Origin of the sequence: Hydrogenophaga sp. PBL-H3, from assembly GCF_010104355.1 — a bacterium.
Lineage (GTDB): Bacteria > Pseudomonadota > Gammaproteobacteria > Burkholderiales > Burkholderiaceae_C > Hydrogenophaga.
On record NZ_CP044972.1, the window covers coordinates 2,036,139 to 2,059,277 of the forward strand.

The window sequence follows — 23,139 nt, forward strand, 5'->3', positions numbered from 1 at the left end:
GTGCGAAAGCCAGGATCACTTCAGGTGGTCGTTGACCAGCTTGGTCATCTCGAACATGGAGGCCTGGGCCTTCTTGAAGATTTCCTTGAGCTTGGCGTCGGCATTGATCATGCGACGGTTCACCGAGTCCTGCAGCTTGTTCTTCTTGATGTAGTCCCAGATCTTCTTGGTGACTTCGGTGCGTGGCAGGGGGCTGGCGCCCACGATGGCGGCAAGAGCGGCGCTGGGGGTCAGTGCCTTCATGAAGGCAGCGTTGGGCGTGCGCTTCTTGGCGGGAGCTGCCTTCTTGGCGGGTGCAGCTTTTTTGGCAGGAGCTGCCTTCTTTGCAGGAGCAGCAGCCTTCTTCGCAGGAGCGGCCTTCTTGGCAGGTGCCGCGGCTTTCTTGGCAGGAGCTGCCTTCTTTGCCGGAGCAGCAGCCTTCTTGGCCGGGGCCGCTTTTTTCGCGGGAGCTTTTTTCGCAGTTGCCATGGTTGAATTTCCTTCTAGAAGTTGACTTATTTCCCAGCGGAAAACGCGCTTTCACACCGGTGTCTCGGATGCTAATGGAGATGCACATGCAATCCAAGGTGGGCAGCGCGGTTTTTTCTTCGTTTTCAGAGGGGGAAAGCAGCTTTTTGGCGGGGAAAACAACACTTCGCTGCAGGCAGAGCCACAGGCGGCGCGGCGTGCGGGCGCATCTGCTCAAATGCGGCGCTGTTTTCCTCACTGTCCGCGCTCCAACTTTCGACAGCCATTGCCATGACCAACACACCATCATTTGCCACCTGTGACCTGTGCGATGCCCACAAGAACGAGAGCTCTGGGGCCTTTCGCGTGCTGCCACCCGTGTTCCGCAATTTCGGCGCGGTGCAACGATTCTGCGGGCCGGTGGTCACGGTCAAGTGCTTCGAAGACAACTCGCTGGTCAAGGCAGCGGTGGACAGCGCGGGTGAGGGCCGCGTGCTGGTGGTCGATGGAGGTGGCTCGCTGCGCCGTGCCTTGCTGGGCGGCAATCTGGGCGCCGCGGCTGCGCGCAACGGCTGGGCTGGCGTGTTGGTGGATGGTTGTGTGCGAGACATCGCTGAACTTGCGAATTGCCAGACCGGCATTCGAGCGCTGGCACCCATGCCGCTGCCCACCGAAAAACGCAACGAAGGCCAGCGCGACGTGGCGGTGCAGATTCAGGGCGTGTGGGTGAGACCAGGAGACTGGCTCTATGCCGACGAAGACGGCATTGTGGTGGCTGACCGCGCGTTGCTTTAAGCGGTCAGCCCTTTGTACAGCATGTAAGCGGCGAGCAGGTAGAGCAGGCCGGCGAACACGCGCTTGAGCGACTTCACTGGCAGGGCGTGGGCCGCCTTCACACCCAGCGGCGCCATCAGAACACTCACGCAGGCAATCACCACCAGCGCAGGCAGGTAGATATAGCCCACCGCGCCCGCTGGCAGGTTCTGCACGCCCTGGCCTGCAATGACGTAGCCCACCGCATTGGCCAGCGCAATCGGAAAGCCGAGCGCCGCGCTGGTGGCCACGGCGTTGTGGATCGTCACGTTGCACCAGGTCATGAACGGCACGCTCACGAAGCCACCGCCCGCACCGACCAGGCCGGAGAGGAAGCCAATCACGCCGCCCGCGCCGAGCAAGCCGGGGGTGCCGGGGATGGTGCGTGTGGGTTTGGGTTTCTTGTCGAGCAGCATTTGCGTGGCGGAGAAGCTCACGAAGCCGGCGAAGAAAAATGCGAGCCAACTGCCCTTGAGCAGGGCAAACACACCCAGGCTGGCGATCATCGAACCCAGCACGATGCCGGGAGCGAGCCCTTTGACGATGTCCCACCGCACGGCGCCGCGCTTGTGGTGCGCGCGAACGCTGGATATGGAGGTGAAGATGATGGTGGCCATGGAGGTGGCGATGGCCATCTTGACGGCGAGATCGGCCTCCACACCTCGGGTCGAGAGGATGAAGGTGATGAAGGGCACCATGAGCATGCCTCCACCGATTCCCAACAAGCCGGCGAGGAAGCCGGTACCGAGGCCGAGCACGGCCAACTCAAGAATCAACAGGGGATCTAAAGGCATGAAAGGTGTCTGCAAGTGCCGCCGGACCGGCATCCTGAACCGGGGTTCAGGTGGGCAAGGGCAGCGTGGCTTTGGGATCGTCTGACGCGAGACGCTCACGCCAGCCACGCAATGTACCAAGCCCGGGCTCTATGAGCATTGGTTCAAGGAAATATAAAGCCCGGCGCGCACTGCAGACAGGGAAATTGTAGGTGCTGCGCGAGGCCCGTGCGGGCCATCGGAAAAGAAAAGAGACCGCAGTGACGGACGGCGCCAGGGGACTCAGAGCAAGCGCCCATCCTTGTCGAGTGTCTGATCGAGGCGGCGCATGAGTTCGTCCACGCGGGCCTGGGTCTGAGGGTCCAGCGGCTCATGGTCGAACGCGCCACCGGCCTCGGCGAACGCGCTGTTGTCGGCCTGCCCGAATGAAGAAGCCTGAAAGCTCTCAGCTTCTTTCTGTGACAGTTCAAAGGCGAGGTTGAGCGAGGCCAGCACGGCGATACGGTCACGTGCCTTCACCTTGCCCGCATCGCGGATGCGGCACATGGCGGTGTCCACGCGCTCCACCGCGTCGAGCAACGAGGACTCGCCGCCGGGCGGGCACGAGAGCAGGTAACTCTGGCCCATGATCTGAACCTCAATCTGCTTGCTGCCTGGCTTGTTCATCGGATGTCCTCCATGCTTTGCACTGCGCTCATGCGCGATCCTTGTGGCTGTCGGTGGGGGCATGGGCCGGGTCAATATGGCTCGGTGCAAGGCGCTCCAGCAGCGCGTCGATGCGTGCGCGTGCTGCCATCAGGCGGGACTTGAGCGAGTCGCGCTCGGCCTGCAGCGCGTGCACCTGTTCGACCAGCAGCGCATTGGTGCGCTGCAGTTCTTCATGCCGCAGCAGCAGGCGTTCGACACGCTCGGTGATCTGGTCAAGGTGCTTGGGATCGGCCATGGTGGGGACTCGCAGTTTTCGCATTGTAGGGTTGCCCCAGGCCGGTGCGGCTTAGAATGCCGGCTGTTGGTGCTCGCGGTGTGGTTCACATGCCGCAGTTCAACGGGAAGCAGGAGGGAGAGTCCACAAGGACGAACCTAACCTGCGCTGCCCCCGCAACGGTAAGCAGACGAGAGACCTGACGCAGATCAGGCCACTCCGCTTTCATCTCGCAGCCACTGGACAACCGCCGTGTTGTCTGGGAAGGCGATGAAGGTTGTTCTGTCAGCCCGGATACCGGCCAACAAGGTGGTGGTGCGTCTGGCAATGGCCGCGCTGCCGTGACGCTCAGGCACCGTCGGGGAAGGCGGTGAGAGCTTTGTCTCTTGTTTCTTCACCATGAAAAACTGTATCTTGCGCGCGCCATCGGCCGCGTTGGCGCTGGCCGTTCTGGCCGCGTTGCCTTCCCACGCCCAGACCGTCGCATCGGGCGACCTGTCAGAGACCGTGGTCACCGCCACGCGTTTTGCGGAGCCACTCGCGTCGCTGCCGCTGGGCGTGAGTGTCATTTCCGCCGACCAGATCCGTGCATCGGGTGCCAGCACTGTCAACGAAGCGGTGATGAAGTTGCTGGGCGTGCCGGGCCGCCAGGACTCCTACGGTGGTGGCGATTACGCGCTGGACCTCCGAGGTTTTGGCACAACGTCTGACAGCAACCAGGTGGTGGTGCTTGACGGTGTGCGCCTCAACGAGGCCGATCTGGGCGGCACGCGGCTGGCGGGCATTCCGATCGATTCGGTCGAGCGCATCGAGGTCTTGCGCGGCAGCGGCTCGGTGCTGTACGGCGAGGGTGCCACTGGTGGCGTGATCGTGATCACCACCAAGGCCGGCAATGGAACGGCGCGACGCAACAGCGCCACCCTGTATGGCGCCGTGGGCAGCAATGCCCTGCGCGAGCTGCGCGCCAACGCAACGGTAGCCAGCGGCGGTTTTTCGCTGGACTTGCACGGTCAGCGCCGCGAGACCGACAACCACCGGGACAACTTCCGTTCCGAGACCGATGGTGCAGGTTTCACGGCCCAGTGGTCGAACGACACCGTGCGCCTGGGCTTGCGCCACGACCGCGACGCCCTCGACACCGGGCTGCCGGGGTCGCTTGATGCAGCCCAATACGCCGCAAATCCTCGCCAGACCGACAGCCCTTTCGACCGCGCCAGCATTCGCAACGAGCGCAGCGGCGTGTTCGGCGAAGCCATGCTCGGCAACTGGCAGTTGGGCGTGGACGCCGGCTGGCGTGAAAAATCGCTTGATACGGTGCAGCCTACCTATGTTTATGGGTATGACGTCGATGCGCGACAACTTGCTTTCAAGGCGAGACACGTGAGCCGTTGGGCCGGCATGCAGAACAGCTTCGTCGTGGGGCACGATCGTGGCGAATGGGATCGCGACGTCAGAGGCACCTTTGGATCGTCCGTGGCAGAACAGACCTCTCGCGGCTGGTACCTCAAGGACGATCTCACCTTAGCCAGCGGAACGCGCTTTTCCGCTGGCGTGCGCACCGAGAAACTGGACAAGAGCGTTGACGACGGTTTCGCGCTCTTCAGACTGTCCGAGCGCGAAACCGCCTGGGAGCTGGGTGTGAGTCAGCCGCTGAGCAGCGTTACGACGGTGTGGGGTCGCGTGGGCAACAGCTTCCGACTGGCCAACGTGGACGAGTTCAGTTTCACGAACCCGGCGGTGGCCATCCGTCCGCAGACCTCACGCGACCTGGAAACGGGGCTGCGCTGGGCGCGTGGGGAGTACAAGCTTGAAGCTCGCCTATACCGCAGCAACCTGACCGACGAGATCGGCTACGACCGCCTTGCTCTTGGACCGATGGGAGGGGCCAACATCAACTTTGACCCGACCCGCCGCCAGGGTCTGGAAATCGATGGTGACTGGAAACTCAGCAACACGCTGTCCCTGGGCGCTCGGGTCGCGTTGCGGCGCTCGACTTTCCGGGACGGACCTTACAGCGGCAAGGACGTGCCACTGGCGCCGCGCCGCACGCTGGCCCTGCGCGCCGACTGGGTGCCGCTGGCCGGCCACCGCGTCAGCGGTGGTGTGAACTTCGTTGGCTCGCAGCATCCCGATTTCGCCAACGTCTGCCGCATGCCGGCCTACACCACGGCGGATGCGCGTTACGCGGTGCAGGTGAAGAATATGGAACTGTCGTTCGGTGTGAACAACCTGTTCGACCGTGACTACTACACCCAGGCGTTCGGCTGCGCGGGCGGGCAGACCACGTCCATCTACCCCGAAGCTGGCCGCACCTTCACGGCCGCCTTGCGCGTGTCGTTCTGATGCTGCCATGACGCCCTCGCTTGGCCCGCAGCGCATCGTCTGCCTCACCGAGGAAACCACCGAGTGGCTCTACCTGCTGGGGCAGGAGAGCCGCATCGTCGGCATTTCAGGCTACACGGTGCGCCCACGCCGGGCGCGGGAGGAAAAACCCAAGGTCAGTGCTTTCCTCAGCGCCAAGATCGACAAGATCCTGGCGCTGCAGCCTGACTGCGTGTTCGGCTTTTCCGACTTGCAAGCCGACATCGCGGCCCTGTTGATCCGCGCGGGCGTGCAGGTGACCGTGTTCAACCAGCGCAGCGTGGAGGAGATCCATTCCATGCTGTTCCAGGTGGCGGCCATGGTGGGTTGCGCTGATGCCGGGCTGGCCTGGATCGAGGCGAACCGGTTGCAGCTTGACGGCATTCGTCAATCGGTGAAGGCATTGCAGGCGCAGGGCAAGCGCCGCCCGCGGGTGTTTTTTGAAGAGTGGGACGAGCCGCACATCAGCGGCATTCGCTGGGTGTCGGAGTTGCTGGGCATTGCGGGGGGTGACGACTGTTTCCCCGAGCTGGCCACGCAGTCGCTGGGCAAGCACCGCATCATCGCGGACGGTGCCGAGATCGTGCGCCGCAACCCCGACATCGTCATCGGCTCGTGGTGCGGCAAGAAGTTCCGGCCCGAAATAGTGGCCGCACGCGCGGGCTGGCAGGACGTGGCGGCGGTGAGGACCGACCAGCTGTTCGAGATCAAGTCGGCCGACATCTTGCAGCCCGGCCCCGCTGCGCTCACCGACGGTGTGGCGCAGATGCAGCGCATCGTTTCTGACTGGATGGGCGAGCATGGTTGACATCGCCCGCAGCGAATTCATCCTGGGTGGCCAGAAGAGCGGCAAGTCGCGCCGTGCCGAAATGATCGCCAGGCGCTGGCTCGACACCACCGTGGCGCACCGCGCGGTGCTGATCGCCACCGGCCAGGCCTGGGACGACGAGATGCGCGAGCGCATCGAACGCCACCAGCGCGATCGCATGGTGCGCGTGCCCGGCATGGTCACGGTGGAAGAACCCGTGGCACTGGCCGAGGTGCTGCAGAAGCACAGCTCGCCTCAGACCCTGGTGGTGGTGGATTGCCTCACGCTGTGGCTCACCAACCTGCTGATGCCGGCGCATGGCGTGCCGCTGGACGCCCAGGGGCCGACGAAGGCGCTGTGTCAGGCGATCGAACAGGCCAAGGGCCCCGTGGTGCTGGTGGGCAACGAAATCGGCCTGGGTGTGATTCCGTTGGGGCGCGAGGTGCGTGATTTCGTGGATGCGCTCGGTGGCCTGAATCAGGCGGTGGCGGCTGCGTGCGCACGCGTCACCTTCATGGCCGCCGGCCTGCCATTGACATTGAAGGAACCCGGATGAAACACCTCGCCATCAGACGTTGGCTGACAGCCGCCGCATGGCTGGCCTGCACGGGCGCGCTGCACGCTGCCGGTATTCAGATCACGGACGACCGCGGCGTGACGGTCACGCTGGCGCAGTCGCCGCAACGCATCGTCTCGCTGCTGCCGTCACTCACCGAGACCGTGTGCGAACTCGGCCAGTGCCACCGGCTGGTGGGCGTGGACCGCTATTCGAACCATCCTGCATCGGTGCGCAAGTTGCCGCAGACCGGTGGCGGAATCGATCCCAACATCGAAGCCATCGTGGCGCTCAGGCCCGACGTGGTGTTGATGGCCACGTCGTCGCGCGGTGTGCAGCGGCTGGAGGCGCTTGGCCTGAAGGTGCTGGCGCTGGAGCCCAAGAAGTCCTCGGATGCCCAGCGTGTCATGGGCAAGCTGGGGCAGTTGCTGGAAGTGCCCGATGCGGACCGCATCTGGCGCGCCATCGATGCGGGTGTGGCGGCCGCGGCGCAGTCGCTGCCGCCCGGCGCGCGATCGCTGCGCGTGTACTACGAGGTCAGCGCCGGCGGGTATGCGGCCGGCACGCAATCGTTCATCGGCGAGATGATGGCGCGTCTGGGCGTGCAGAACATCGTCACACCCGACCTCGGCCCGTTTCCCCGCATCAACCCCGAGTACGTGGTGCGTGCCAACCCCGACCTCATCATGATCGGCACCCGCAACGTGCAGGGCATGGAGCAGCGCCCTGGCTGGGTGGGCATGCGGGCCTTGCGCGAGCAGCGCGTGTGCGTGTTCACCGAGGCCGAATCCGACGTGCTCGTGCGCCCGGGTCCGCGCATGGCCGAAGCCGCGCGGGTGATGGCGCGCTGCATCAGCGAAAAAGGACTCCGGTGAGCGGCGCCCGCCACAGCCTCTGGCTCGCCAGCGCCTTGCTGCTGGCGGCGGCGGCCGTGATGCTGCTGGGCGCTGGCGTGGGCAGCACCGGCTTTGAGAGTGTGCTGAACGCGCGCAACGATCCGGTGGCGTGGCAGATCCTGTGGGACATCCGGCTGCCGCGCACGATGGGTGCGTGGGTGGCCGGCGGGCTGCTGGGCCTGGCCGGTGCGGTCGCCCAGGGGCTGTTCCGCAACCCGCTGGCCGATCCCTATTTGCTGGGCAGTGCATCGGGCGCGGCGCTCGGTGTGGCTTTGGCGCTAGCCTTGTTCGGCACCTCGCCGTTTGCCACGCAGTGGTTGGTGCGCCTGGGTCTGACCGGTGCGGCCTTTGCCGGCGCGGTGCTCGGCGTGGTGCTCACACTGACGCTGGCCCGGGGCGTGCAGCACACGCTGCGCCTGCTGCTGGCGGGTGTGATCGTGGGTGTGGTGCTGGGTGCCGGGCGCGATCTCGTCACCATCGCTTCGCCCGACACCTTGCAGGCCATGCAGGGCTTCATGCTGGGCAGCACGGGTTTCGTGGGTTGGGCGGCGTGTGGCGTGATGGCGGCCATGTTGCTGGTGGCCGTGCTGGTGGCGGCTTCGCTGGGCCGTGTGCTCGACGGTCTGGCCCTGGGCGAGGCCACGGCGCTGAGCCTGGGCTTGCCGCTGGCGGCGGTGCGCGGCGTGCTGGTGGCCGTGCTGGCGCTGGCCACTGGCGCGGCCGTGGCCCAGACCGGCCTGATCGCCTTCGTGGGCCTGGCCTCACCCCATCTGGTGCGCTCCATCGTGAAGACCACACACGGCCGCCTGCTGGTGCTCAGTGCGCTGATGGGTGGCCTGCTGCTGATGGCCGCCGACGTGCTGGCGCGCTGGATGATCGCACCGCAGGAACTGCCCGTGGGCGTGCTCACCGCTGTGCTCGGCGGCAGCTATCTGCTGTGGTTGATGCACCGGCGCCGCCGGCCGGGGGGCGCTTTGTGAAGCCCGCCATCCAGGCCGTCGGCATCGGCGTTGCGCTCGGCGGCACACCCGTGCTGCACGGCATCGACGTGGTCCTGCCCGCCGGTTGCTGGACCAGCATCGTCGGCCCCAATGGCGCTGGCAAGTCGACCCTGCTCAAGGCGCTGGCCGGCCTGCTGCCGCACAGCGGCAGCGTCCAACTGATGAATCGCCCGACGGCCCAATGGCGCGGCCGCGAGCGCGCACGCTGCCTGGCGTGGCTGGGGCAGGGCGAGCAGGGTGCGGACGATCTCAGCGTGTGGGACGTGGCCATGCTCGGGCGCCTGCCGCACCAACCGTGGCTCGCTGCACCATCGCACGCCGACCGCGTGGCCGTGGAGCAGGCCCTGCGCGCCACCCAGGCCTGGGACTGGCGCGAGCGGCCGCTGGGCGCACTCTCGGGCGGCGAGCGCCAGCGAGTGCTGCTGGCGCGCCTGCTCGCGGTGCAGGCCGAGGTGATGCTGATGGACGAACCCCTGGCCAACCTGGACCCGCCGCACCAGGCCGACTGGCTGCTGTTGGTGCGCGCGCTGGTGGCACAAGGCAAGACCGTGGTGAGCGTGCTGCACGAAATCGGCATGGCGCTGCACGCCGACCAAATGGTGGTGATGGCGCAGGGCCGTGTGGCGCACCAGGGCGCCTGCGAAGACCCGGTGACCCACCAGGCGCTGGAGGAGGTTTTTGACCACCGCATCGCCATTCACCCGCTGGGCGACCAGTGGGTGGCGCTGCCGCGTTGAATTTTTTTTGGAGTCCGTTCATGCAGATCGAATCACCCCCCACCGACAAACGCTACGACAAACCCGAGGGTGAGCGCCGAGGTCTGGTGATCGTCCACACCGGCGACGGCAAGGGCAAGAGCACGGCGGCGTTTGGTCTGGCCTTGCGCGCGTTCGGCCGCACGCATGTGCACGGCAAGCTGGTGAAGATTTTCCAGTTCATGAAGGTACCCAGCGCTCGCTTTGGTGAGCACCGCATCTTCGAGCAGCTCGGCTTGCCGATCGAGGGGTTGGGTGACGGCTTCAGCTGGAAGAGCCAGGACCTCGAGCATTCAGCGCAACTGGCCCGAGATGGCTGGCTGAAGGCGCGCGCAGCCATCCTGGGTGGTGAATACTTCATGGTCACGCTCGACGAGCTGACCTACCCGCTGATCTACGGTTGGTTGCCGCTCGACGACGTGTTGCAGACGTTGCGCGAACGTCCGCGCCATGTGCACGTGGTCATCACCGGACGGCGCTGCCCGCCCGAGATCATCGAGCTGGCCGACACCGTGACCGAAATGACCCTGGTGAAACACGCGTTCAAGGCGGGCATTCCCGCCCAGCGCGGCATTGAAGACTGACTCTGTTTCCGAAAGAAGAAAACCATGACCACGACCACCCTGAACGAACAACCCGTGCGCCTTGTGCCACGCGCCACGCCCGCCGCGGCCACCACCGAACGCTGGTCGGTCGACGACGTCGCCGCGCTGTTTGAGTTGCCGTTCTCCGAGTTGATCCACCGCGCGCAAACCGTGCACCGCGAGCACTTCGACCCGACCGAGGTGGAGCTGGCCACGCTGCTGTCGGTGAAGACCGGCGGCTGTCCCGAAGACTGCGGCTACTGCCCGCAGTCGGTGCACTTCGACACCGGCCTGGAAGCCGGCAAGCTCATGGGCGTGGCCGCTGTGCGCGAAGCCGCGCAGCGCGCCAAGCAGGCGGGTGCCACGCGCTTCTGCATGGGCGCGGCCTGGCGCGCGCCGAAAGACCGCGACGTGGACGCCGTGGCCGAGCTGGTGCGCGCCGTGAAAGAAGAAGGCCTGGAGGCCTGCGCCACGCTGGGCATGCTCAACGAGGGCCACGCCGAGACCCTGCGCGACGCCGGCCTGGATTACTACAACCACAACCTGGACAGCGCGCCCGACTTCTACGGCGAGGTCATCACCACGCGCGACTACCAGGACCGCCTGGACACGCTGGAGCGTGTGCGCGGCGCGGGCGTCAAAGTCTGCTGCGGGGGCATCGTGGGCATGGGCGAGTCGCGCCGCCAGCGCGCCGCGCTGGTGGCCCAGCTCGCCAACCTCGCGCCCGACTATCCCGAGTCGGTGCCGATCAACAACCTGGTGAAGGTGCAGGGCACACCGCTGGCCGACCAGCCCGACCTGGACCCGCTGGAGTTCGTGCGCACCATCGCGGTGGCGCGCATCACCATGCCGCGCGCGCGGGTGCGCCTGTCGGCCGGGCGCCAGCAGATGAGCGAGGCGGTGCAGGCCCTGTGTTTCCTGGGCGGTGCCAACTCCATCTTCTATGGCGAGAAGCTGCTCACCACCGGCAACCCCGACGTGGCGGCCGACATGGCCCTGCTGGCCAAGCTGGGCCTGCGGGCGCGGCGCGGCTGAGTCCACCACCATGCTCGATGTCTGGCCCAGTGGCATCGCCACACCGCTTGCGGTGCTGGTGGCGCTGGCGCTGGACCGTGCGCTGGGCGAGCCGCCCGCGCGCTGGCACCCTGTTGTGGCCATGGGGCACTACCTGAACTTCATGGGTTCGCGCGTGGCGCCCGCTGAAGGCGTCGAGCCTCAGGCGGCGCGTGACTTCGTCGCGGGTGCTGTGGCCTGGTGCTTTGGTGCGTTGCTGTTCGTGGCACTTGCAATCGTGTTGGTAGACGCCATGGCCGGCTGGAACGGGTGGGCGCAGGCGCTCGCGCTGGGCTTGCTGCTCAAGCCGCTGATGGCCTGGCGCATGTTGTGCGACGAGGTGCGGGCGGTGGAATCTGCCCTGGGCGAATCGTTGTCGGCCGGGCGCGCAAGGCTGGCGTGGCTGGTGAGCCGTGACGTGAGCGCGCTCGACGCCGCGCAGGTGCGCGAAAGCGCCATCGAGTCGCTGGCCGAAAACCTCAACGATTCGGTGGTCGCGCCGCTGTTCTGGTTCGCCATCGCCGGCCTGCCGGGCGCCGCGCTCTACCGGTTCGCCAACACCGCCGACGCCATGTGGGGCTACCGTGGCGAGCGCGGTGGCCGCGACTGGACCTGGGCCGGCAAATGGGCTGCTCGCGCTGACGACGTGTTGTCGTGGCTGCCTGCGCGCATCACGGGTGTGTTGCTCGGTGTGCTGGGCGCGGCGGGTGGGTTGCACAAGCTGCCGGCACAAGCGCGGCGCACCCCGTCGCCCAACAGCGGCTGGCCCATGGCGGCCATGGCCCTGGCGCTTGACGTGCGGCTGGGCAAGCCCGGCGTGTACGAACTGCATGGCGCGGGACGAAGCCCGCAGGCAGTTGATACCGCGCAGGCGCTGCAGCTGGCGGGCCGCGTGGTGGCCCTGCTCGGCGCTGCCGCGCTGCTGTGGGCCGTGCTGGCCTGGAGGATCACACCATGACCACCACAACACACGGCGGGCCCGACGCCCTGGGCGTGCCGCGCTGGGATTTCTCCACCAACGCCAACGCCAGTGGTCCGTGCCCGAGCGCGCTGGCCGCCGTGCAGCGCGCCGATGCACGCCCCTACCCGGACCCCTCGTACACGGCCCTGCGCGAATCGCTCGCGGCCTTTCACGCGGTGGACGCTGCGCGCATCGTGCTGGCTGGCAGCGCGAGCGAGTTCATCGGTCGGTTCACCGCCTGGGTGGCGCGCAACGGCGGCAAGCAGGTCTGGCTGCCTGTGTTGGCGTATGGCGACTATGCGCAAGCAGCGCAGGCCTGGCAGTTCGAGCGTGTGCGCGACCCGGCACGCGCCCACCTGGCCTGGTTGTGCGAGCCTTCGAGCCCGCTCGGCGAGGTTGAGCCGTTTGCGCGGAGCGTGGTCGCCTCGGGCGCTCAGGTGGTGCTTGACCGTGCCTATGAGCCGCTGCGCCTGAGCGGCCGCTGCGGCCTGGAGGCGGCAGCGCTGCGGCAGGTGTGGCAACTCTGGACGCCCAACAAGGCCATGGGACTCACGGGGGTGCGCGGCGCCTACGCCATCGCGCCCGAGCGCGCCGTGGCCCAGGCGCGTGCGCTGGACCAGCTGGCGCCCTCGTGGCCGCTGGGCGCGCACGCTGTGGCGCTGCTCGATGCCTGGGTGTCGCCGACCGCGCAGGACTGGCTGGCTCAAAGCCTGGAGCGCCTGCGCGAATGGCGCGCGAGCCAGCGCCAGTTGCTGACCGAACTCGACTGGACCGTGCTGCCCGGCGACGCCAACTACTTCTGCGCCGCGCCGCCGCGCCCGCTCGACGCGCCGGCCCTGCGCGCGGCCGGCATCAAGCTGCGCGACACCACGTCCTTCGGCCTGCCGGGCCACTGGCGCCTGGGCGTGTTGCCGCCCGAGGCGCAGGCTGCCCTGGGCACCGCGCTGCGCCGCGCGGAGGTGTTCGAATGACCGCGCGCTGTGTGATGGTGCTGGGCACGACCAGCGGCGCGGGCAAGAGCTGGCTCACCACCGCGCTGTGCCGGCACTACGCGCGCATGGGTCTGAAGGTCGCTCCGTTCAAGGCCCAGAACATGAGCAACAACGCAAGAGTTGTTGCCCCCACGCTCCACCGCTCAAGCGGGTCGCTGCCCCCCGAGGGGGCTGATTTTCCTTGGGGCGGCCCAGCGGAAAATTGGGCGCACGGCGGCGAGATCGGCAGTGCGCAGTACTTTCAGGCGCTCGCAGCCAAGGCCGAGCCCGAAGTCCGCATGAACCCGCTGCTGCTCAAGCCCGAGGCCGACATGCGCAGCCAGGTGGTGCTGATGGGGCAGGTGAACGAGGCCTTGTCCAGCATGCCGTGGCGCGGCCGCAGCCTGCACGTGTGGCCGCAGATCGCCGCAGCGCTCGATGCGCTGATGGCGGAGAACGACGTGGTGGTGATCGAAGGCGCGGGCTCGCCGGCCGAGATCAACCTGCACGCCAGCGACATCGTGAACATGCGCGTGGCACTGCATGCGCGGGCGCGCTGCCTGCTCGTGAGCGACATCGACCGCGGCGGCGCTTTCGCCCACCTCTACGGCACCTGGGCACTGCTGCCCGCCGAGGAGCGCGCGCTGATCCACGGCTTCGTGCTCAACAAGTTCCGCGGCGACGCCAGCCTGCTCGCGCCCGCGCCGCAGATGTTGCAAGACCTCACCGGCGTGCCCACCGTGGCCACGCTGCCGATGTGGTGGCAACACGGACTGCCCGAGGAGGACGGTGTCTTCGACATGACCCCCACGCTTCCCGCTTCGCGTGGTGCGCTGCCCCCCGAGGGGGCTGGTTTCGCCTTGGGGCGGCCCGGCGGCGAAACCCCGCACGCGGCATCGGGCTTTCGCACCTTCGCCGTCATCGCCTACCCGCGCATCAGCAACCTCGACGAATTCCAGCCGCTCAAGAACGTGCCCGGCGTGCGCCTGGTCTGGGCGCGCACCCCCGCCGATTGCGCGGGGGCCGACTGGATCGTGCTGCCCGGCAGCAAGGCCACCGCGTCCGACCTGGCCTGGCTGCGCGCGCAGGGCCTGGACCGCGCGATCGCCGCACACGCCGCGCAGGGCGGGGCGGTGCTGGGCGTGTGCGGCGGGCTGCAGATGCTGGGCGAGGCACTCATCGACACGCATGGCATAGAACCCATGGATTTGGGCAACGCCCCCGGCCTGGGCCTGCTGCCGCTGGTGACGCAGTTCGACCTGCAGAAAACCGTGCGCCACACGCACACCGCTTTCGGCGCCCTGCACGGCGCGTGGGCCGCGCTCTCGGGCGTGGCCGCCGCCGGTTACGAAATTCACCACGGCCAGACCGCGCAACACCCGGCCATGGCCGCCAGCGGCGATGTGGCGCGCGAGGTGCTGCCCAACGGGCTGGGCTGGCAGAACGCAGCGGGCAACGTGCTCGGTGTGTATCTGCACGGCCTGTTCGAAGACCCGCGCGTGCTGCACGCGCTGTTTGGCGCCACCGCCCCTACGCTGGAGACCGTGTTCAACGGCCTGGCCGATTTCATCGAAACCCACTTCGAGCCCGGCGTGCTCGACCAACTCATCGCACCATGAACACGAACATCCCCGACATCACCCAGCCCGAACTCGCCCAGGCCCTGCGGCGCGCGATGGACAACAAGACCAAGCCGCTGGGCTCGCTCGGCCGCATCGAGGCCCTGGCGCAGCGCATGGGCTTGATCCTGGGCACGGCGCAGCCGCTGCTGCAGGCGCCGCAGATGCTGGTGTGCGCGGGCGACCACGGCCTGGCTGCGCGCGGCGTCTCGGCCTACCCGAGCGACGTGACCTGGCAGATGGTGGAGAACTTCCTCGCCGGCGGCGCGGCGGTGAGTGTGCTCGCGCGCCAGCACGGCATCGGCCTCATGGTGGTGGACTGCGGCGTGAAACACGACTTCGCGGCCAGAGACGGTTTGATCATCAAGAAGATCGCGCACGGCACGGCCGACGCGCTCGAAGGCCCGGCCATGGGCGCGGCGCAGTGCGCGCAGGCCATCGCCAATGGCCGCGAGGTACTGCAGGGCCTGCCCGGCAACGCCTTGCTGCTCGGCGAGATGGGCATCGGCAACACCTCAGCGGCTTCGATGCTGCTCGCGCGCCTGGGTGGTCTGGACGTGGCCGAGGTCACCGGCGCCGGCACCGGGCTCGATGCACCAGCGGTGCATCGCAAGATCGGCATCCTGCGCGAGGTGCTGGCGCGCCACGCCGATGCCAAAACCCCATTGGACGCACTCGCCGCCTTCGGCGGTTTCGAGATCGCCACGCTGGTCGGCGCGGTGCTGCAGGCCGCCGAGGAGCGGCGCGTGATCGTGGTCGACGGCTTCATCGCCACCTCGGCCGTGCTGGTGGCCGCGCACCTGCAGCCGCATGTGTTGCAGCGCTGCGTGTTCGCCCACCGCTCGGGCGAGCGCGGCCACGCCCTCATGCTCGCCCACCTGAAGGCCGAACCGCTGCTGGACCTCGGCCTGCGCCTGGGCGAAGGCTCGGGCGCGGCGCTGGCCTGGCCGCTGCTGGTGAGCGCGTGTGCGCTGCTGCGCGAGATGGCGAGTTTTGAAGCGGCGGGGGTGTCGCGCAGCGACGAGGCGACCCCCGCGCGCGCATGAGCCAATTCGCTCGCCACTTCCTGCTGGCACTTCAGTTCTTCACCCGCATCCCGGTGACGGGCCGCCTGGCTGCGTGGGTGGGCTTCAGCCCGGCCATGCTGCGCGCGAGCGCGGCGCATTTCCCCGGAGTGGGCTGGTTGGTGGGCGGGCTCACAGCGGTGGTGTTGTGGGGGTTGCTCGCGCTGTTGCCTGTGGTGCCCGCCGCGCCCTGGGTGGCGGTCATCGCGAGCACCGTGTTCGGCGTGCTGCTCACCGGCGCCTTTCACGAAGACGGCCTGGCCGACCTCGCCGATGGGCTGGGCGGCAGCGCGGACCGCACGCGCGCGCTGGAGATCATGAAGGACTCGCGCATCGGCAGCTTCGGCGCCATCGCACTCGTGCTTGCGCTGCTGGCCAAGGTGGCGCTGCTCGCGCTGCTGGCGCAAGCCAACGCGTGGCTCGCGGTGGTGGCGCTGTTCGCGGCGCACGTCACCTCGCGCACGGTGCCCTTGCTCGTGATCCGCACGCTGCCGCATGTGGGGGACACCCCGCAATCCAAGAGCAAACCGCTGGCCGAGAGCCTGTCCAACACGGGCCTGCTGGCGGGCCTGCTGTGGTGGGGGCTGGCCATGGCGCTGGTGGTGTGGCTGCTGCCCGATGCGCCGTGGGCGCAGGCCGTGCTCGGCGCATTGATCGGCCTGGCCTGGATGTGGCGCCTGTTGCAGCGACGGCTGCAAGGCTTCACCGGCGACGGCCTGGGCGCCACGCAGCAGGTGAGCGAAGTGCTGTTCTACCTGGGGCTGGCGCTGTCCATCGCATGAAGCTCTGGTTGTTGCGCCACGCGCGCGTGTTGCTGCCCGAAGGCCTGTGCTACGGCGCGAGCGACGTGCCAGCCGATGCCGCGCTCACGCGCCAGGCCGCCCAGGCCTTCGCGCCGCTGCCACCGCCGGGCACGCCGGTGTGGGTGTCGGGCCTGCTGCGCGCGCAGCAGATGGCCGGCGCGCTGCAGGCTGAGCGGCCCGATCTGGGTGCCGCGCGCATGGACACACGCCTGAACGAAATGGACTTCGGCGCCTGGGAACTGCAGCGCTGGGACACCATGCCGCGCAACGCGTTCGACGACTGGATGGCCGACTTCGCGCACCACCGCTTTGGTGGCGCCGAGAGCACACAGATGCTGCTCCACCGCGTGGCCGCCGCGCTGGGCGATCTGCGCCCCGCGACCAGCACCGACGTGGTGTGGGTGACGCACGCCGGCGTGATCCGCGCGGTGCAACACATCGTGACCAGCGGGGGTGTGCACATTCGCGACGCGGCCGAGTGGCCGAAGGATGCGCCTGAGCCGGGTGGGTGGACGTCGCTGTCCTTCTGAAGATCGGCGCTCAGGCCTTTGTCTTGTCCTTGAAATCGCAATACGCAGCCACCGCGCATTTCGGGCACAGCGGCTTGCGTGCCTGGCATACATAACGCCCGTGCAGGATCAGCCAGTGGTGTGAGTCCACCGCGTAGGCGGGTGGCACGCGTTTCATGAGTTGCGTCTCCACCTGCAGCGGGTTCTTGCCGGGTGCCAGGCCGGTGCGGTTGCTCACGCGGAAGATGTGCGTGTCCACCGCCATGGTGGGCTGGCCGAAGGCCACGTTGAGCACCACGTTGGCGGTCTTGCGGCCCACGCCGGGCAGGGCTTCGAGTGCTTCGCGGGTGCGCGGTACTTCACCAGCGTGCAGCTCCACCAGCATGCGGCAGGCCTGCATCAGGTGCCTGGCCTTGCTGCGGTACAGGCCGATGGTCTTGATGTACGCCTCCAGACCTTCCAGACCCAGATCGAGAATTTTCTGCGGCGTGTTCGCCACCGGAAACAGCTTGCGCGTGGCCTTGTTCACACCCACGTCGGTGGCCTGCGCCGAGAGCAGCACGGCGGCCAGCAACTCGAACACGCTGGTGTATTCCAGCTCGGTCTGCGGGTTGGGGTTGGCGGCCTTGAGGGTGGCAAAGAAGATTTCGATCTGGGCGGGTGTCATGCCGGCGAGTCTAGCGCCGCGGATTTGGGGACAATGCGGGCTTGTTCTTTCGCGACCCTGCCCGACGAGACCCCACCATGCCCTTCACCATTCCCTTCGCCGACCGCCTCAACAACGTCGAAACCTCCGCCATCCGCGAACTGTTCAAGCTGCTGGGCAAGCCCGGCATCATCAGCTTCGCGGGCGGCTTCCCCGACAGCGCACTGTTTGATGTGGACGGCATCCGCGAGGCGGTGAACGCCGCGCTCACTGAAGAGCCGGGCGGCGCGCTGCAATACGGCGCGACCGAGGGCTACCAGCCGCTGCGCGAGCAGCTCGCGGCCTTCATGGCGAGCAAGGGCAACAGCGGCGTGAGCGCAAACGACCTCATCGTCACCACGGGCAGCCAGCAGGGCCTGGACCTGCTGGGCAAGACGCTGATCTCACCCGGCGACAAGGTCATCGTCGAGGGCCCCACGTTTCTGGCCACCATCCAGTGCTTTCGCCTGTACGGCGCCGAACTCATCACCGTGCCGGTGGACGGCGAAGGCACGCAGACCGACGCGCTGGAGCGGCTCATTGCCGAACACAAACCCAAGTTCGTCTACCTCATCCCCACCTTCGGCAATCCCAGCGGCGCGCTGATGAGCCTGGAGCGGCGCAAGGCGGTGCTCCAGATGGCGGTGAAGCACGACACGCTCATCGTGGAAGACGATCCTTATGGCGATCTGTACTTTGGCGATGCGCCACCACCCAGCTTGCTGGCCCTGAGCGCCGAGGTGCCGGGCAGCCGCGAGCGGCTGGTGCACTGTGGTTCGCTGAGCAAGGTCCTCTCACCCGGTTTGCGCGTGGGCTGGATGGTGGGTCCTGCTGAACTGCTGGCCAAAGCCACCATGTGCAAGCAGTTCAGCGACGCGCACACCAGCACCTTTGCGCAGGCCACGGCTGCGCAGTACCTCAAGGCCAGTCGCATGCCCGCCACGCTGGCGAAAGTGCGGCAGGTGTACGCCGAGCGCGCCACCACCATGGGCCAGGCGCTCAAGCGCGAGCTGGGCGACGCCATCGAGTTCGTGCAGCCGCAGGGCGGACTGTTCATCTGGGCTCGGCTCACCGGTGCGGGTGGCCGAGTGGCCGACGGCGCCGAGCTGGCAAAGCGCGCGATCGACAAGGGCGTGGCCTTTGTGCCGGGCGCGCCGTTCTACGCCCGCAACCCCGATGCCGCCACGCTGCGCCTGAGCTTTGCCACCGTGGGTCTGGAGAAGATCGAAGAAGGCGTGGGCCGTCTGGCCCAGGCGTTCTGATTCAGTCGGTCGACTCGAACTGCGCCGCGTTCTTGCCTTTGAACGGGGCATAGAACGCCTTGATGGCTGCCATGTCGGCGGCCACATCGCCAGTGGGCTCGAACAGCGGGCCCAGGCCACTGATCTTGCGCTCGTAGTCCATGTAGGCCATGACGATGGGCACCTGGGCTTCGCGGGCGATGAAGTAGAAGCCGGTCTTCCAGTAGCGCGTCTTGCTGCGCGTGCCTTCGGGCGGCACGATGAGTTGCAGCGGGCCGTCGGCGTCGCGGATGGCCTGGGCCGAGGCGGCCACCAGGTTGGTGGACTGCTCGCGGTTGACCGCGATGCCGCCCAGCCAGCGCATGACCCCGCCAAACGGCGCGCGGAAGATGCTTTGTTTGCCCATCCAGCGGATGTTGAGCCGCAGGGCGAAGGCCACCATCAAGGTGTAGGGCAGGTCCCAGTTGCTGGTGTGGGGTGCGGCGATCAGCACGCTCCTGGCGGCGTGGGCGGGCAGGGCGCCCTCAACGCGCCAGCCGGTGATTTTGAGGAAGCCGATCGAGAACGCGCGCAGCAGCGAGTTGACGACGGGCGTGGTGAAGATCGTGCGTTGCATGATGCCCAGTATCGGCGAGAGGGCGCACGGGCGGCGTTACGATGCCTCCGCATGAAACCCGAAGACCTGGAACGCCTGCTCACCGTGGAAATGCCGTTTGGCAAACACAAGGGCCGCGTGATCGCGGACCTGCCGGGCAACTACCTCAACTGGTTCGCCCGCGAGGGCTTTCCCAGAAGCGAGGTGGGGCGACTGCTGCAGCTCATGCACGAGATCGACCACAACGGCCTGGGGGACCTGCTCACGCCGCTTCGCCGGCGCTGACGGGGCCTTCAGCGCAAACCGAGCATCTCAAACACCCGCCCGGCTGCCCACGCGTCATTGGCCGCATACACCAACTGCGCTTCGCTCAGGTGCGGGTTGGCCCAGTTGGAGGTTGCAGCCTTCTTGGACTTGAGAAAGCGCCGGTTGAACAGCACAGCCACTGCACCCTTCACTCCCATGTCCTTGCGGTAGCCGCGTTCTCGAAACACCGTGTTGAGTTCCAGCACCGCAGCGGGCTCCACCGCCAGTTTGGCGACGATGCGTTTCGTGTCGTCGCCCAGGCCAAAGCCCGCCTTGACGTGGTCTGCGTTGGCCAGCAGGGCCGCCACCTGATCACGGCAGCCCGGGTCGAGCAACTGGAACACCCAGGCGCGCTGCAACGTGGCGAGCTGCACGATGTGCGGCCCGTCGGAGACCTGGTCCTTGAAGAAGGTGGGCTTGGACTCGGTGTCAAAGCCCCAGACGGCGTGGTCGGCGAGCTCGGCGCAGGCCTCGCGCGCTTGCGAGGCTGTTTGCACCAGCACGATGCGGTCGAGCCCGAGGCGCTCGAAGGGTTCGAGCAGGGCGATCTCGTCCTTGCTGGGCGTGGGGTGTTGTTCGCGGGTTGTCATGTGCGGTTCAGGATACCCCGGCGCGCATAATCGCGCCCTTCGTACCCAGACTCAGCGCCGCACGCGCGCCCGACCGCCATGAGAAAAAATTTCCCCCTGACCCAAGAAGGCCGTCACCGCGACCGTGTGCTCGAAGCGGTCAAGCACGAGATCCGCAAATACCTCAAGCGCGAGCGCCGTCGCGAACTGCCCGAGGGTGTCGACTTCCTGGACTTCGATTGCCGCTTTGGCCTGACCAAAGAGGTGGCCGAGTCGATTCACCTTTCAGCGCTGATGGGGCACCTGGACACTGTGGCGAAAGAGGGTGCCACCGAGGCCTATGTGGAGATCCTGGCCAAACCTGGTGTTCGCCAGGCGCGCCCGCCCGGCGCCAGCGCCAAAGAAGACCATCCGGCACAATCCGCCGATGCCCCCGATCACACTGCCCACACCTCCGAAGACCCCGCTGCTTGAGGTGGACAACGGGCCACCCGCCGAGGGTGAGTTCGTCCGGTTTCCCGGCTCGCCGTTCGAGCTGTTTCTGCCGTATCCGCCCGCTGGCGACCAGCCCGAGGCGATCCGCCAGCTGGTGGAGGGCGTCAACGACGGCGAAGTGTTCCAGACCCTGCTGGGCGTGACCGGTTCGGGCAAGACCTTCACCATGGCCAACGTGATCGCGCGGCTGGGCCGCCCGGCCATCGTGTTCGCGCCCAACAAGACGCTGGCCGCGCAGCTCTACAGCGAATTCCGCGAGTTCTTTCCGAAGAACGCGGTCGAGTACTTCGTCAGCTACTACGACTACTACCAGCCCGAGGCTTATGTGCCACAGCGCGACCTGTTCATCGAGAAGGACAGCGCGATCAACGAGCACATCGAGCAGATGCGCCTGAGTTGCACCAAGAGCATCCTGGAGCGGCGCGACGTGATCATCGTGGCCACGGTGTCGGCCATCTACGGCATTGGCAAGCCCGAGAGCTACCACCAGATGGTGATGACGCTGCGCGTGGGCGACAAGGTGGGGCAGCGCGACCTGATCGCGCAGCTGGTGCGTATGCAGTACGCGCGCAACGAGCAGGATTTCAGCCGCGGCAAGTTTCGCGTGCGCGGCGACACCATCGACGTGTTCCCGGCCGAGCACTCCGAAATGGCGATTCGCATTGAGCTGTTCGACGACGAGGTCGAGACTCTGCAGCTGTTCGATCCGCTCACCGGCAAGGTGCGGCAGAAGATCCCGCGCTTCACGGTCTACCCCAGCAGCCACTATGTGACGCCGCGCGAGCAGGTGCTCAGTGCCGTGGAGGGCATCAAGCTGGAGCTGTCTGACCGGCTCAAGGAACTGGTGGGCATGGGCAAGCTGGTGGAGGCGCAGCGGCTGGAACAGCGCACCCGCTTCGATCTGGAAATGCTCAGCGAGGTCGGCCATTGCAAGGGTATCGAGAACTACTCGCGCCACCTCTCCGGCAGCCTGCCGGGCGAGCCTCCATCCACCCTGACCGACTACCTGCCCAAGGACGCGATGATGTTCCTGGACGAGAGTCACGTGCTCATTGGCCAGTTTGGCGGCATGTACAACGGCGACCGCGCCCGCAAGACCACGCTGGTGGAGTACGGCTTTCGCCTGCCCAGTGCGCTGGACAACCGGCCGCTGAAGTTCGACGAGTTCGAGCAGCGCATGCGCCAGGTGGTGTTCGTCTCGGCCACGCCGGCCGACTACGAAAAAACCCACGCTGGCCAGGTGGTGGAGCAACTCGTGCGCCCCACGGGACTGGTCGACCCCGAACTGGAGGTGCGCCCCGCTACCCACCAGGTGGACGACGTCTTGCAGGAAATCCGCATCCGGGTGGACAAGAACGAGCGCGTGCTGATCACCACCCTGACCAAACGCATGGCCGAGCAGCTCACCGATTACCTGACCGAAAACGGCGTGAAGGTGCGCTACCTGCACAGCGACGTTGACACCGTGGAGCGGGTGGAGATCCTGCGCGACCTGCGCCTGGGTGCTTTCGACGTGCTGGTCGGCATCAACCTGCTGCGCGAGGGCCTGGACATTCCCGAGGTCTCGCTGGTGGCCATTCTGGATGCCGACAAGGAAGGTTTCTTGCGCTCCGAGCGCAGCCTGATCCAGACCATTGGTCGCGCCGCGCGCAACCTCAATGGCCGCGCCATCCTCTACGCAGACCGCATCACCGAGTCGATGAAGAAGGCGATGGACGAGACCAACCGCCGCCGCACCAAGCAGGTGGCGCACAACCTGGCCATGGGCATCGAGCCGCGCAGCATCAACAAGCGCATCAAGGACCTGATCGACGGCGTCTACAGCGAGAAGGCGGGTAAGGAAGCCGATCGCCTGGCGGCCGAGAGCGCGCACCGCGCCAGCATCGACGAGATGAGCGAGAAGGACGTGGCGCGCGAGATCAAGCGGCTGGAGAAGCTCATGCTGGAGCACGCCCGCAACCTCGAGTTCGAGAAGGCCGCCGGCGTGCGCGACCAACTCGGCCGGCTCAAGGCCTCGGTGTTCGGGGCGCCTGGCATGGACAACATTGCCTGACAGCGGAACGCCGGGTCGTCTGTGCCGTGCCTTGCGCGGCACAGACGACGGCTTTTGTTGTTTTGTCTGAACGATTTGGCGTTGTTCCAAGTCTCACTCGGCAACCCGGTGCGACTGCTCGGTCTCATTCCGGTCTTTTGAGTCAAGACATGTTTGTCTTGGACAAACATGTCTTTTGGTTTAAGATGCCGAGCAAATCACTAGGCTTTTACGCTATACTCGACGAAAACAGTCGGGAAAGCCTTCGATGAAGCGACCCATAGCGGTCAGGGTGGGCGGAGAAGGGGTTCAAGGGGTGA

At 67.0% G+C, this 23,139-nt stretch carries 27 protein-coding genes, 1 other RNA gene and 1 riboswitch; of the genes, 20 read left to right on the top strand and 8 right to left on the bottom strand.

Features of this window, described 5'->3' with window-relative positions; genetic code table 11:
* Positions 1 to 15 precede the first annotated feature (15 nt).
* Entirely contained in the window at positions 16 to 468 is a 453-nt protein-coding gene (locus F9Z44_RS09420) for an SWIB/MDM2 domain-containing protein (protein ID WP_159605536.1), read from the bottom strand.
* Between the two features lie 86 nt (positions 469 to 554).
* Here F9Z44_RS09420 and F9Z44_RS09425 point away from each other — a divergent pair, with 86 nt between their 5' ends.
* Positions 555 to 770, top strand: a complete 216-nt coding sequence (locus F9Z44_RS09425; RefSeq protein WP_159605538.1) for a hypothetical protein — start codon at positions 555 to 557, stop codon at positions 768 to 770.
* Positions 739 to 1,242, top strand: coding sequence for a ribonuclease E activity regulator RraA (gene rraA / locus F9Z44_RS09430; protein ID WP_201450038.1), 504 nt, complete (start codon positions 739 to 741; stop codon positions 1,240 to 1,242). Before F9Z44_RS09425 ends, rraA begins: the two co-directional genes overlap by 32 nt.
* Here rraA and F9Z44_RS09435 read toward each other — a convergent pair.
* The 4 genes from F9Z44_RS09435 to F9Z44_RS09450 all read right to left on the bottom strand — a co-directional run bounded on the left by F9Z44_RS09435 (position 1,239) and on the right by F9Z44_RS09450 (position 2,976).
* Positions 1,239 to 2,054: a sulfite exporter TauE/SafE family protein gene (locus F9Z44_RS09435; protein ID WP_159605540.1), complete on the bottom strand. Its 816-nt coding sequence runs from the start codon at positions 2,052 to 2,054 to the stop codon at positions 1,239 to 1,241. The two genes, rraA and F9Z44_RS09435, sit on opposite strands and share 4 nt — an antisense overlap.
* A 2-nt stretch (positions 2,055 to 2,056) precedes the next feature.
* Positions 2,057 to 2,236: non-coding RNA, 6S RNA (gene ssrS, locus F9Z44_RS09440), on the bottom strand.
* 79 nt (positions 2,237 to 2,315) lie between these two features.
* On the bottom strand, positions 2,316 to 2,699 hold the full coding sequence (locus F9Z44_RS09445) for a cell division protein ZapA (protein WP_159605542.1): 384 nt from the start codon (positions 2,697 to 2,699) through the stop codon (positions 2,316 to 2,318).
* Positions 2,700 to 2,727: 28 nt separating this feature from the next.
* Positions 2,728 to 2,976, bottom strand: coding sequence for a DUF904 domain-containing protein (locus F9Z44_RS09450; RefSeq protein ID WP_159605544.1), 249 nt, complete (start codon positions 2,974 to 2,976; stop codon positions 2,728 to 2,730).
* Between the two features lie 50 nt (positions 2,977 to 3,026).
* Positions 3,027 to 3,276: riboswitch (cobalamin riboswitch) on the top strand.
* A 78-nt stretch (positions 3,277 to 3,354) separates the two neighbouring features.
* Between F9Z44_RS09450 and F9Z44_RS09460 the strand changes: the two genes are divergently transcribed.
* The 14 genes from F9Z44_RS09460 to F9Z44_RS09525 are packed head-to-tail and all read left to right on the top strand — an operon-like array spanning position 3,355 to position 16,917.
* On the top strand, positions 3,355 to 5,298 hold the full coding sequence (locus tag F9Z44_RS09460) for a TonB-dependent receptor (RefSeq protein ID WP_159605546.1): 1,944 nt from the start codon (positions 3,355 to 3,357) through the stop codon (positions 5,296 to 5,298).
* Positions 5,299 to 5,305: 7 nt separating this feature from the next.
* Positions 5,306 to 6,124: an ABC transporter substrate-binding protein gene (locus F9Z44_RS09465; RefSeq protein WP_159605548.1), complete on the top strand. Its 819-nt coding sequence runs from the start codon at positions 5,306 to 5,308 to the stop codon at positions 6,122 to 6,124.
* Positions 6,117 to 6,680, top strand: coding sequence for a bifunctional adenosylcobinamide kinase/adenosylcobinamide-phosphate guanylyltransferase (locus F9Z44_RS09470; RefSeq protein ID WP_159605550.1), 564 nt, complete (start codon positions 6,117 to 6,119; stop codon positions 6,678 to 6,680). Before F9Z44_RS09465 ends, F9Z44_RS09470 begins: the two co-directional genes overlap by 8 nt.
* Positions 6,677 to 7,555 carry an ABC transporter substrate-binding protein gene (locus F9Z44_RS09475; RefSeq protein ID WP_159605552.1) on the top strand — a complete coding sequence of 293 codons (879 nt, stop codon included), beginning with the start codon at positions 6,677 to 6,679 and terminating at the stop codon, positions 7,553 to 7,555. The genes F9Z44_RS09470 and F9Z44_RS09475 overlap by 4 nt, the downstream gene beginning before the upstream one ends.
* 59 nt (positions 7,556 to 7,614) lie before the next feature.
* The gene (locus tag F9Z44_RS09480) at positions 7,615 to 8,556 is read left to right on the top strand and encodes a FecCD family ABC transporter permease (RefSeq protein ID WP_159608656.1); all 942 of its coding nucleotides are present in this window, start codon (positions 7,615 to 7,617) and stop codon (positions 8,554 to 8,556) included.
* Positions 8,553 to 9,314 carry an ABC transporter ATP-binding protein gene (locus tag F9Z44_RS09485; RefSeq protein WP_159605554.1) on the top strand — a complete coding sequence of 254 codons (762 nt, stop codon included), beginning with the start codon at positions 8,553 to 8,555 and terminating at the stop codon, positions 9,312 to 9,314. Before F9Z44_RS09480 ends, F9Z44_RS09485 begins: the two co-directional genes overlap by 4 nt.
* A gap of 20 nt (positions 9,315 to 9,334) precedes the next feature.
* The gene (gene cobO, locus F9Z44_RS09490) at positions 9,335 to 9,916 is read left to right on the top strand and encodes a cob(I)yrinic acid a,c-diamide adenosyltransferase (protein WP_159605556.1); all 582 of its coding nucleotides are present in this window, start codon (positions 9,335 to 9,337) and stop codon (positions 9,914 to 9,916) included.
* Between the two features lie 39 nt (positions 9,917 to 9,955).
* Positions 9,956 to 10,951 carry a biotin synthase BioB gene (bioB, locus tag F9Z44_RS09495; protein ID WP_442907286.1) on the top strand — a complete coding sequence of 332 codons (996 nt, stop codon included), beginning with the start codon at positions 9,956 to 9,958 and terminating at the stop codon, positions 10,949 to 10,951.
* Between the two features lie 10 nt (positions 10,952 to 10,961).
* Positions 10,962 to 11,927 carry an adenosylcobinamide-phosphate synthase CbiB gene (cbiB, locus tag F9Z44_RS09500; protein WP_159605560.1) on the top strand — a complete coding sequence of 322 codons (966 nt, stop codon included), beginning with the start codon at positions 10,962 to 10,964 and terminating at the stop codon, positions 11,925 to 11,927.
* Complete coding sequence (locus tag F9Z44_RS09505; RefSeq protein ID WP_159605562.1) at positions 11,924 to 12,901, top strand: aminotransferase class I/II-fold pyridoxal phosphate-dependent enzyme; 978 nt, start codon at positions 11,924 to 11,926, stop codon at positions 12,899 to 12,901. The genes cbiB and F9Z44_RS09505 overlap by 4 nt, the downstream gene beginning before the upstream one ends.
* Positions 12,898 to 14,520: a cobyric acid synthase gene (locus F9Z44_RS09510; protein ID WP_159605564.1), complete on the top strand. Its 1,623-nt coding sequence runs from the start codon at positions 12,898 to 12,900 to the stop codon at positions 14,518 to 14,520. The genes F9Z44_RS09505 and F9Z44_RS09510 overlap by 4 nt, the downstream gene beginning before the upstream one ends.
* Positions 14,517 to 15,566 carry a nicotinate-nucleotide--dimethylbenzimidazole phosphoribosyltransferase gene (cobT, locus tag F9Z44_RS09515; RefSeq protein WP_159605566.1) on the top strand — a complete coding sequence of 350 codons (1,050 nt, stop codon included), beginning with the start codon at positions 14,517 to 14,519 and terminating at the stop codon, positions 15,564 to 15,566. The genes F9Z44_RS09510 and cobT overlap by 4 nt, the downstream gene beginning before the upstream one ends.
* Complete coding sequence (locus F9Z44_RS09520) at positions 15,563 to 16,366, top strand: adenosylcobinamide-GDP ribazoletransferase (RefSeq protein WP_159605568.1); 804 nt, start codon at positions 15,563 to 15,565, stop codon at positions 16,364 to 16,366. The genes cobT and F9Z44_RS09520 overlap by 4 nt, the downstream gene beginning before the upstream one ends.
* The gene (locus tag F9Z44_RS09525) at positions 16,363 to 16,917 is read left to right on the top strand and encodes a histidine phosphatase family protein (RefSeq protein WP_159605570.1); all 555 of its coding nucleotides are present in this window, start codon (positions 16,363 to 16,365) and stop codon (positions 16,915 to 16,917) included. The genes F9Z44_RS09520 and F9Z44_RS09525 overlap by 4 nt, the downstream gene beginning before the upstream one ends.
* A 10-nt stretch (positions 16,918 to 16,927) precedes the next feature.
* Here the strand turns inward: F9Z44_RS09525 and nth are convergent, their stop codons facing one another.
* Positions 16,928 to 17,563, bottom strand: a complete 636-nt coding sequence (gene nth, locus F9Z44_RS09530) for an endonuclease III (RefSeq protein WP_159605572.1) — start codon at positions 17,561 to 17,563, stop codon at positions 16,928 to 16,930.
* Between the two features lie 89 nt (positions 17,564 to 17,652).
* Here nth and F9Z44_RS09535 point away from each other — a divergent pair, with 89 nt between their 5' ends.
* Complete coding sequence (locus F9Z44_RS09535) at positions 17,653 to 18,843, top strand: aminotransferase-like domain-containing protein (protein WP_442907287.1); 1,191 nt, start codon at positions 17,653 to 17,655, stop codon at positions 18,841 to 18,843.
* A 1-nt stretch (position 18,844) separates the two neighbouring features.
* On the opposite strand, the gene F9Z44_RS09540 is transcribed toward F9Z44_RS09535, so the two are convergent.
* Positions 18,845 to 19,438, bottom strand: a complete 594-nt coding sequence (locus tag F9Z44_RS09540; RefSeq protein WP_159605576.1) for a lysophospholipid acyltransferase family protein — start codon at positions 19,436 to 19,438, stop codon at positions 18,845 to 18,847.
* A gap of 51 nt (positions 19,439 to 19,489) precedes the next feature.
* Between F9Z44_RS09540 and F9Z44_RS09545 the strand changes: the two genes are divergently transcribed.
* Positions 19,490 to 19,702, top strand: coding sequence for a DUF3820 family protein (locus tag F9Z44_RS09545; protein WP_159605578.1), 213 nt, complete (start codon positions 19,490 to 19,492; stop codon positions 19,700 to 19,702).
* 8 nt (positions 19,703 to 19,710) lie between these two features.
* Here F9Z44_RS09545 and F9Z44_RS09550 read toward each other — a convergent pair whose 3' ends face one another.
* Positions 19,711 to 20,313: a 3'-5' exonuclease gene (locus tag F9Z44_RS09550; protein ID WP_159605580.1), complete on the bottom strand. Its 603-nt coding sequence runs from the start codon at positions 20,311 to 20,313 to the stop codon at positions 19,711 to 19,713.
* Positions 20,314 to 20,391: 78 nt separating this feature from the next.
* Between F9Z44_RS09550 and F9Z44_RS09555 the strand changes: the two genes are divergently transcribed.
* Both F9Z44_RS09555 and uvrB read left to right on the top strand, forming a co-directional pair.
* Entirely contained in the window at positions 20,392 to 20,766 is a 375-nt protein-coding gene (locus F9Z44_RS09555) for a DUF6172 family protein (RefSeq protein WP_159605582.1), read from the top strand.
* Positions 20,720 to 22,840 carry an excinuclease ABC subunit UvrB gene (gene uvrB / locus F9Z44_RS09560; RefSeq protein ID WP_236574312.1) on the top strand — a complete coding sequence of 707 codons (2,121 nt, stop codon included), beginning with the start codon at positions 20,720 to 20,722 and terminating at the stop codon, positions 22,838 to 22,840. The genes F9Z44_RS09555 and uvrB overlap by 47 nt, the downstream gene beginning before the upstream one ends.
* Positions 22,841 to 23,139 lie beyond the last annotated feature (299 nt).

Bases quoted from the DNA above. Each gene is read 5' to 3' on its own strand.
- F9Z44_RS09540 (WP_159605576.1), bottom strand. From the start codon at position 19,438: ATGCAACGCACGATCTTCACCACGCCCGTCGTCAACTCGCTGCTGCGC.
- F9Z44_RS09470 (WP_159605550.1), top strand. From the start codon at position 6,117: ATGGTTGACATCGCCCGCAGCGAATTCATCCTGGGTGGCCAGAAGAGC.
- F9Z44_RS09425 (WP_159605538.1), top strand. From the start codon at position 555: ATGCAATCCAAGGTGGGCAGCGCGGTTTTTTCTTCGTTTTCAGAGGGG.
- cobO (WP_159605556.1), top strand. From the start codon at position 9,335: ATGCAGATCGAATCACCCCCCACCGACAAACGCTACGACAAACCCGAG.
- F9Z44_RS09435 (WP_159605540.1), bottom strand. From the start codon at position 2,054: ATGCCTTTAGATCCCCTGTTGATTCTTGAGTTGGCCGTGCTCGGCCTC.
- F9Z44_RS09545 (WP_159605578.1), top strand. From the start codon at position 19,490: ATGAAACCCGAAGACCTGGAACGCCTGCTCACCGTGGAAATGCCGTTT.
- F9Z44_RS09465 (WP_159605548.1), top strand. From the start codon at position 5,306: ATGACGCCCTCGCTTGGCCCGCAGCGCATCGTCTGCCTCACCGAGGAA.
- nth (WP_159605572.1), bottom strand. From the start codon at position 17,563: ATGACACCCGCCCAGATCGAAATCTTCTTTGCCACCCTCAAGGCCGCC.
- F9Z44_RS09510 (WP_159605564.1), top strand. From the start codon at position 12,898: ATGACCGCGCGCTGTGTGATGGTGCTGGGCACGACCAGCGGCGCGGGC.
- uvrB (WP_236574312.1), top strand. From the start codon at position 20,720: ATGCCCCCGATCACACTGCCCACACCTCCGAAGACCCCGCTGCTTGAG.
- cbiB (WP_159605560.1), top strand. From the start codon at position 10,962: ATGCTCGATGTCTGGCCCAGTGGCATCGCCACACCGCTTGCGGTGCTG.
- F9Z44_RS09520 (WP_159605568.1), top strand. From the start codon at position 15,563: ATGAGCCAATTCGCTCGCCACTTCCTGCTGGCACTTCAGTTCTTCACC.
- F9Z44_RS09555 (WP_159605582.1), top strand. From the start codon at position 20,392: ATGAGAAAAAATTTCCCCCTGACCCAAGAAGGCCGTCACCGCGACCGT.
- cobT (WP_159605566.1), top strand. From the start codon at position 14,517: ATGAACACGAACATCCCCGACATCACCCAGCCCGAACTCGCCCAGGCC.
- F9Z44_RS09505 (WP_159605562.1), top strand. From the start codon at position 11,924: ATGACCACCACAACACACGGCGGGCCCGACGCCCTGGGCGTGCCGCGC.
- F9Z44_RS09445 (WP_159605542.1), bottom strand. From the start codon at position 2,699: ATGAACAAGCCAGGCAGCAAGCAGATTGAGGTTCAGATCATGGGCCAG.
- F9Z44_RS09450 (WP_159605544.1), bottom strand. From the start codon at position 2,976: ATGGCCGATCCCAAGCACCTTGACCAGATCACCGAGCGTGTCGAACGC.
- F9Z44_RS09480 (WP_159608656.1), top strand. From the start codon at position 7,615: ATGCTGCTGGGCGCTGGCGTGGGCAGCACCGGCTTTGAGAGTGTGCTG.
- rraA (WP_201450038.1), top strand. From the start codon at position 739: ATGACCAACACACCATCATTTGCCACCTGTGACCTGTGCGATGCCCAC.
- F9Z44_RS09525 (WP_159605570.1), top strand. From the start codon at position 16,363: ATGAAGCTCTGGTTGTTGCGCCACGCGCGCGTGTTGCTGCCCGAAGGC.
- F9Z44_RS09475 (WP_159605552.1), top strand. From the start codon at position 6,677: ATGAAACACCTCGCCATCAGACGTTGGCTGACAGCCGCCGCATGGCTG.
- F9Z44_RS09460 (WP_159605546.1), top strand. From the start codon at position 3,355: ATGAAAAACTGTATCTTGCGCGCGCCATCGGCCGCGTTGGCGCTGGCC.
- F9Z44_RS09550 (WP_159605580.1), bottom strand. From the start codon at position 20,313: ATGACAACCCGCGAACAACACCCCACGCCCAGCAAGGACGAGATCGCC.
- F9Z44_RS09420 (WP_159605536.1), bottom strand. From the start codon at position 468: ATGGCAACTGCGAAAAAAGCTCCCGCGAAAAAAGCGGCCCCGGCCAAG.